The organism is Beijerinckia sp. L45 (assembly GCF_009765775.1).
Classification (GTDB): Bacteria; Pseudomonadota; Alphaproteobacteria; order Rhizobiales; family Beijerinckiaceae; genus RH-AL1.
In genome coordinates this window covers 21,230-28,621 of sequence record NZ_LMUU01000082.1, presented here as the reverse complement: position 1 = coordinate 28,621, position 7,392 = coordinate 21,230, and the positions used below count along the sequence as shown (strand labels likewise).

Annotated in this window: 8 protein-coding genes; 1 reads left to right on the top strand and 7 read right to left on the bottom strand. The window is 65.1% G+C overall.

The features are described 5' to 3' along the window. The 4 genes from GSQ79_RS08805 to GSQ79_RS08790 all read right to left on the bottom strand — a co-directional run. On the bottom strand, positions 1–412 hold a 412-nt coding region (locus tag GSQ79_RS08805), incomplete at its 3' end, for a sigma-70 family RNA polymerase sigma factor (RefSeq protein ID WP_246725208.1). A gap of 260 nt (positions 413–672) precedes the next feature. Beyond that, on the bottom strand, positions 673–1,128 hold the full coding sequence (locus tag GSQ79_RS08800) for a helix-turn-helix domain-containing protein (protein ID WP_158808341.1): 456 nt from the start codon (positions 1,126–1,128) through the stop codon (positions 673–675). Positions 1,129–1,232: 104 nt separating this feature from the next. Continuing rightward, a complete protein-coding gene (lnt, locus tag GSQ79_RS08795) occupies positions 1,233–2,879 on the bottom strand; it encodes an apolipoprotein N-acyltransferase (RefSeq protein WP_158808340.1) in 1,647 nt (548 codons plus the stop codon). A gap of 151 nt (positions 2,880–3,030) precedes the next feature. Further along, positions 3,031–3,483, bottom strand: coding sequence for a helix-turn-helix domain-containing protein (locus GSQ79_RS08790; RefSeq protein ID WP_158808339.1), 453 nt, complete (start codon positions 3,481–3,483; stop codon positions 3,031–3,033). A 72-nt stretch (positions 3,484–3,555) separates the two neighbouring features. Here GSQ79_RS08790 and GSQ79_RS08785 point away from each other — a divergent pair, with 72 nt between their 5' ends. Then, positions 3,556–4,818: an MFS transporter gene (locus tag GSQ79_RS08785; protein ID WP_174243178.1), complete on the top strand. Its 1,263-nt coding sequence runs from the start codon at positions 3,556–3,558 to the stop codon at positions 4,816–4,818. On the opposite strand, the gene GSQ79_RS08780 is transcribed toward GSQ79_RS08785, so the two are convergent. Genes GSQ79_RS08780 through GSQ79_RS08770 form a run of 3 tightly spaced genes read right to left on the bottom strand, consistent with a single transcriptional unit; the run spans position 4,815 to position 7,386 of the window. After that, complete coding sequence (locus tag GSQ79_RS08780; RefSeq protein ID WP_158808338.1) at positions 4,815–5,876, bottom strand: hemolysin family protein; 1,062 nt, start codon at positions 5,874–5,876, stop codon at positions 4,815–4,817. The two genes, GSQ79_RS08785 and GSQ79_RS08780, sit on opposite strands and share 4 nt — an antisense overlap. Then, the gene (gene ybeY / locus GSQ79_RS08775; protein WP_158808337.1) at positions 5,873–6,382 is read right to left on the bottom strand and encodes an rRNA maturation RNase YbeY; all 510 of its coding nucleotides are present in this window, start codon (positions 6,380–6,382) and stop codon (positions 5,873–5,875) included. The genes GSQ79_RS08780 and ybeY overlap by 4 nt, the downstream gene beginning before the upstream one ends. Next, a complete protein-coding gene (locus tag GSQ79_RS08770) occupies positions 6,379–7,386 on the bottom strand; it encodes a PhoH family protein (RefSeq protein WP_158808345.1) in 1,008 nt (335 codons plus the stop codon). The genes ybeY and GSQ79_RS08770 overlap by 4 nt, the downstream gene beginning before the upstream one ends. Positions 7,387–7,392: the final 6 nt, after the last annotated feature.

The window sequence follows — 7,392 nt, the reverse complement described above, 5'->3', positions numbered from 1 at the left end:
CTGGTTCTTCTATAGTATCAAGGCAGTGGCGCAAAGACGCATTGTTGATCATGTCCGCCTCACGATCGCGCTCTTCGGCGATCCGCTCGTAAACATCCCCGCCGTCTTCGCCGCCCGAAAGCGCGACGAATGACTTTTGTCGAAGAACATCGATGGCGCGATTACGCGCTATAGAGTTCATCCAAGCACGGGCTGGCCCAGCATCAGGAGAGAAACTTTCGGCTTTCTGCCAAATCCGCAGAAATACATCCTGAAGAACTTCTTCTGCTGCAGGCTTGCTCCTCACAATACGGAGGATTGTCGCGTAAAGTTTCGGCGACGCCAAATCATAGAGGGTGCGAAAGGCGCTGCGGTCGCGCTTGGCAACGGCGATCAGCAGGTCCTCAAATTCGCCTTGTTCGGTCGCGGACAAAAGACCTCCAAAAAGCAACGGTGTGCCGCAATTCCAGCAGCCTCGAAGGCGTCTCTAAGACAAAATTTTGAAATGCCAAATGATATATCGGCTAATAGACGGCAGCTATCATTCGCCCTAACACAGGCCAATGCGACCATAAAGGTTCGGTTCCAGCTTGGTTTTGTAGGCGAAGCCATGTGTGGCGTGGCAAAGGGCCGCTAGGGCCAGGGCCTCCGCAGCGCGGCTTGAGGGCCGACCGCACGTGGCCGGCCGCGCCTTTATTCGGAGGCGGCGGCCTCGGCCGGTTCGACCTCTGGAACCTCTTCATCGCCGGCGATCGCAACGATCAGGTCGACCACGCGCTTGCGCACCTTGGGGTCCTTGATCCGGGCGAACGCGCGATTGAGGTGCAGGCCTTCCATCGTCGAGATGAAGTCGACGACGTAGGCAGACCCGTACTCGGCGGCGGCCGTATGGGTGAAGGAGTCCGGGATAGCCTCGTCGAACGCCGGTGCGCCCTCGAAGAAGAACGCCGGCGGCACGTTGAGGCTTTTGGAAATCTGCTGAAGCCGGCTGGCCCCGATGCGATTGGTGCCTTTTTCGTATTTCTGGACCTGTTGGAAGGTGAGGCTCAGGGCTTCGCCGAGTTTTTCCTGGCTCATACCCAACAGCACCCGCCGCATGCGGACGCGACTCCCGACGTGCTTGTCGATCGGGTTCGGAACCTTTTTCACGGAAGTCGGTCTGCGGTCCACCATTGGTCTCACTTGTTCTGATGCAACTTTATTCAACCGATCGACTGACCAAAAGCAATACGGAAAATTGCGATTATGCTCGGCTACACCGTTTTTTGCGACGTTTTACGCTTAAACCTTTCGCGTAGGATGAGCAATGTCAACAGCATACAACCGGCCATGACCACCTTCGACATTTTCCCGTATCTTGCGAAGATGGTTTGCGAAATGGGCTGCGGCAGCAGTCCGTCGAGGATGTCGTCGGCCCCAAGCGGCAAAGCTTGCGTTATGCGTCCATAGGGATCGACGATTGCCGAGATCCCCGTCGCCGCACCGCGGATCATGGGCAGGCCTTCCTCGATACTGCGCAGGCGAGCCTGGGCAAAATGCTGCGAAGGACCAGCCGTCAAACCGAACCACCCGTCATTGGTTACATTCAAAAGTAGCTGGGGCCGCGGTCCGACATCCGGCATCACGGCGCCGGGAAAGATCGCCTCGTAGCAGATGAGCGGTGACGCGCTGGGCAGGCCGGGGATGACAAGCGGCCGGCGTCGCGTCCCCGGTTCGAAACCGCCGGGGATCGATACGAAGTGCCGCAAGCCGAGCTGGCGCAGGATGCCTTCGAGCGGCAGATATTCGCCGAAGGGCACGAGATGGATCTTGTCGTAACTGTCGAGCAGCGTGCCGCCGCTGCCGACCACTTCGATGGCATTGTAATAGTTGGAATAGGCGGGGTGGCCGCCTCTGGCGGGCATGTCTTCTTCCCGGGCGGCGCCGGTGACGAGCACGGTATGCGCCGGGAGCAGGCTGCCGATCGCCGACAGCGCCTGCGGATCGCGGGTGAGGATGAAGGGGAAGGCGGATTCCGGCCAGACGAGCAGGGTCACATCGTCGAGCGTCACTCCCTTGGCCGCGTCGTTGCGCCGCGACAACTCGAAGTAGTGCGCGAGGATCGCGTCCTTGTTTTCCGGGCGGAACTTTTCATCGGGTCCGATGCCCGGCTGCATGATGCGGACGACCACGCCCGGCACGGTCCCGGGGGGCGTCTGGCCGAGCCGGGCAGCGCCGAACCCGATGAGCAGGACGAAGGCGGCGAGCGCCACCAGCGTCGGCGTCCACCGGAGACGGCCGGCGTTGCCATCGGCAAGCGTCGCCGGCGCGGCGAAGAGCGCGATGCTGATGAGGGTGAGGCCATCGAGCCCGACGAAGGCGGCGGCCTGCGCCGTGACGAGCGTGCCGCCGAGCGCCATGCCGAGGGGATTCCAGGGGAAGCCGGTCAAGATGCCGCCGCGCAGCCATTCCGACAGGCCGAGGCCCAACGCCAGGGCGAACAGCCGGCTGGCGCCTGGCGCCCACAGCAGCCGCGCCACGACGAAGCCCAGCGCGGGAAACACGGCGAGCAGGATCGGCAGACCGACGACGCCGAGCGGCAGCGCCCAGGCGAATTCCGGCTCGACGAGAAACGCGGAGCCGAGCCACCAGAGCCCGGAAAGGAAATAGCCGAAGCCGAGCCACCATCCGGCCCCGAAGGCGAGGCGCAGCGAGCCGCCGCCGGGCCAGGCGAGAAACCGCTTCGGGCCGCCTTCGCTGGCGCCGTCGAGAAGCCAGACGGCCACGACCATCGGCACGACGAGGGCAGGGCCGACATTGATCGGCGCCATGGCGAGCGCGCCGAACGCGCCGGCCAGCAGCGCGATGAGCCGCCGCGTCCACCCGCTTGCCAGAATTACGCGATCGGCCAGGCTCAGCATCGTCGACTCTCGATCCGGCGCCGGCGGATGCCGACCTACGGCCTCGCTCTAGCAGATTCGCCCCGCCGTGGGGGATGCGGCGACGGCGGCCGAGACCAGTGCTTCGCCACGTCTCCTTCGCCACGTCTCCTTCGCCACGTCCGAGGGACGTTCAAACCGCCGCCACGTGTCGGACCCTCGTCTCATTCCACTGCAGCGTCCGACCATCGGCGGCTTGGAGGGCGAGGCGCGCGACCTTCTGGCCTCTGGTCCTATCCACCAGAACGGAATGGTCTTCGCCGGGTGCGTAGAGCGCGGCTTCGCCCCACTGGCGCAAAGCCGCGACGACGAGGTGGAGCTCACGTCCCTTCGCGGTCAGGACGTATTCGGAATAGGCGCTGCCATCCGACGCAGGCGCGATCTCCAGGATCCCGTCTTCGACAAGATCGCGCAGGCGAGTCGCCAACATGCCCTTGGCGATGCCGAGCCCGGCTTGGAAGGCACCGAAGCGCCGGACACCCTCCAAGGCATCGCGTATGATCAGGAGTGACCACCAGTCGCCGATCACGTCCAGAGCCCGGGCTACCGGACAGGCCGCTTGCGACAGGCTGACCCGCTTGACCATCGGCATCGTCCTCCAAACTAGTCCTGATTTAGAACTAGACGTTCTCCATCGAGATGGTCTTAAAATAAGACCATGAAAAACACAATGGTTGGACCTCTGCCGCTGCCTGATTTTGAAGAATCGCCTGGCGGCCTATCGCCCGCTCTGACGACCATTTTTGCCGTCGCAGGCGGCTTGTGTGTCGCCAATGTCTACGCAGCGCAGCCGCTCCTCGATGCGATGGGTGCGAGCTTCGGCATGGAGGCTGCGGCGCTCGGCTCGGTCATCACCGTAACTCAGATCGGCTATGCGCTGGGCCTCGTCCTTGCTGTACCGCTCGGCGACATCGTCGATCGACGCCGCTTGATCATCGGGCACATGGCCCTGTCGATTGTCGCGTTGATCGCGGCGGCGACGGCACAGTCCACCGTCGCCCTTCTGGCAAGCCTGTTCACGGTCGGCTTTCTGGCTGTGGTCGTCCAAACACTCGTCGCCTATGCCGCGTCGCTCGCCGTGCCGGGCCAACGTGGTGCGGCGGTGGGGAAGATCACGGGCGGCATCGTGATCGGAATTCTCGGTGCGCGGTTCGCGGCCGGGACGTTGACCGATCTTGCGGGATGGCGGGCGGTCTACCTCGTTTCGGCGGCGGCCCTCTCTGGCATGGCGCTGGTCTTATGGCGCGCGCTTCCGCGCGACGTGCGGCCGCGTTCGGACGGCTATCTTGCCGTCCTGGGGTCGCTGCCCCGGTTGTTCCTGAACGATCGGGCGTTGCTGCTGCGCGGCCTTTTCGCGCTCGCCATCTTCGCGGCATTCAGCACCTTCTGGACCGCTCTGGTCTTGCCGCTGCGCGCGCCGCCTTACGCGTTGTCCCATGGTGAGATCGGCCTCTTCGGGTTGGTCGGCATCGCCGGAGCGCTGGCGGCCCGGCGCGCGGGACGGCTGGCGGACAAGGGCATGGCCAAAGCCGTGACGGGGATTGCCCTTGCTCTGCTTTGCGCGTCCTGGGCGTTCATCGCCTTGTTGCCCATGTCCTTGGTCGGCTTGATCGTCGGCGTGGTCGGGCTCGATCTCGCCGTGCAGGCGGTGCACGTTACAAGTCAAACGGTGATCGTGGGACGCCATCCCGGCGCCCAGGGGCGGATCATTGCCGGCTACATGGTATTCTACTCGATCGGCAGCGCGCTGGGGGCGTTCGGCGCGACGCGGGCCTATGCGGCGGCTGGATGGGCCGGTGTCTGCATCCTGGGAACCGGATTCAGCGTGCTCGGCTTGGCGTCGTGGGTCGGCACCACATCGTGGCGCGCTCGAGCCGGTCGCCTTGAGTCTCGTCCCCGCTTAGGGCCGGATCTGCTTTAGACCGCCGCCCCGCTGCGATCGTTCACCGCGGCGGGCAACGTCGTGGTTTCGCCGCCCGCCGCCACCTGGCGATAGATCTTCAGTCGCTTGATCCGCCGCGGATCGGCGTCCAGCACTTCGAACTCGAAGCCGCCGTCCACGACGATCTCGCCGCGCACCGGGACGTGACCGGCGAGCGCCGTCACCAGGCCGCCGACGGTGTCGAAATCCTCCGCGTCGCTCATCGCAGAGAGATCGGTGCCGAGAATTTCCGACACTTCTTCCAGGTCGGCGCGGGCGTCGACCAGAAAGCTGCCGTCCTCGCTGGATTCGATCTTCGGGCCGTCGTCGAGGTCGTGCTCGTCCTCGATGTCGCCGACGATCATTTCCACGATATCCTCGATCGAGACGAGGCCGTCGGTGCCGCCGTACTCGTCGATCACCAGCGCCATATGGGTGCGCGTCGTCTGCATCTTCACCAGCAGGTCGAGGGCCGGCATCGACGGCGGCACGAACAGCACGGGGCGCAAAATCTTGGCTGCCGAAAGTGGCAGGCTGAGATCGAGCGACCCCAGCGACATGACGAGCTTGCGCGGCGAGCGATCGGTGGAGAGGCCCGAGGCATCGTCGGGCGTGCCGTCGCTCACCGTGTCGACAGGCTCCTCGGCGGAGGCGATGTAGTCGACGAGATCGCGCACGTGGATCATCCCGCGGGGATCGTCGAGCGTCTCGCCATGCACGGGGAGGCGGGAATGGCCGGCCATGCGGAACATCGCCAGCACCTCGGCGAGCGTCATCGTCAGGGCGACGGCAAAGATGTCGGCGCGGGGTACCATGACGTCGACGACGCGCAGCTCGTGCAGGGCCAGCACGTTCTTCATCATCGTCCGCTCTTGCGCGGAAAAATCCGCCTGCGACGAGGTGTCTTCGAGGGCGTCCTGGATGTCGTCGCGGATCGACGCGCCGGAGAGGCCGAACAGCGCGCGCAGGCGTTCGATCAGCTTGGGCTTCGGCCCGGCGCCGGATCGCTCGGTGCCCATATCCGTGGAGGAGGGCCCGGGGTGGTCGCTGTGCGTCATGGGGTTGGGCGTCTGTCCTCTGCGGCCTGCGGTTTTGCGACGAGATCGGCGTTTTCGAATGGTGAGGCGATGCCGAGCGCGGCGAGCGCACGGGCCTCCATCGCCTCCATCGCCTCGGCTTCTTCGTCCGTCTCGTGGTCGAAGCCGAGCAGATGGCAGAAGCCGTGGACGATCATGTGAGACAGATGATCGCGCAGCGTCTTGCCGTCCTCTAGCGCTTCGCGTGCCACCGTCTCGTAGGCGATGACGATATCGCCGAGCGCCGGCGAATCCATATCGACGGGAAACGACAGCACGTTGGTCGGCTTGGCGAGGCCGCGCCACTTTTCGTTGAGCGCGGCGATGAAGGCGTCGTTGCACAGCACGATGCTGAGTTCGGACTCGTCGGTAAGCTCGTCGCCGCTTGCGGCGAGGGCCGCGTCGACGGCGGCGCGGGCCAGCGCCTCGACGTCGCCGGCAGCGCTCCAGGCCGGTTCTTCGACCGAGATGTCGATGGCCGGACTCATGTCGGGTCTCTGCCCTCGAAGGCGGCTTGCTGCGCTTCGTGCTGACGCCGCGTCTGGCTCTCGTAGGCGCCGACGATGCGGCGGACGAGATCGTGGCGGACGACGTCGCCCTCCTTGAAGATCACGTGGCCGATGCCCTCGAGCCCGGAGAGCAGCGAGATGGCCTCGCTCAAGCCCGAGCGCTGGCCGTGCGGCAGATCGATCTGGGTGGGATCGCCGGTGACGATCATCCGTGAGCCCTCGCCGAGGCGGGTCAAAAACATCTTCATCTGCATCGAGGCGGCGTTCTGCGCCTCGTCGAGCAGCACGCAGGCGTTGCTGAGCGTCCGCCCGCGCATAAAAGCGAGGGGGGCGACTTCGATCATGCCGGTGGTCATGCCGCGCTCGACGATGCGCGGGTCCATGAAATCGTTCAGCGCGTCGAAGATCGGGCGCAGATAGGGGTCCACTTTATCGCGCATGTCGCCCGGCAGAAAGCCGAGCCGCTCGCCGGCCTCGACGGCGGGACGCGACAGGATCAGCCGCTCGACGGCGCCGGATTCCAGTAGCGACACGGCGTAGCCCACCGCCAGCCAGGTTTTTCCGGTGCCGGCGGGGCCTTCGGCGAAGACGAGCTCGTTGGCCTTCAGCGCGCGGAGATAGACGTTCTGCGCCTGGTTGCGGGCGCGCACCGGGCCGCGCTTGCGCGTCGAAATCTGCTCGAACGCGAGCTTTTCGCCCTCGACCAGCGCGGCGCCGGTGGGAAACAGCATGCCCTGCAGCGTGCCCTCCTGAATCGCGCCATCGACGTCGCCCAGCGTGATCGGCTGGCCGAGCTTGATCCGTTCGTAGAGGTTGTTCAGCACCAGCCGCGCCCGCTCGCAGGCCTCCGGCGCCCCCTTGAGCGAGACCTGATTGCCGATCGCGTGCGCCACCACGCCGAGGCCGCGCTCCAGCTTGGCGAGGTTCTGGTCGTACTGGCCGAACAGCTGCGAAGCGAAGCGATTGTCGGGAAAGGTCAGCATCAGATC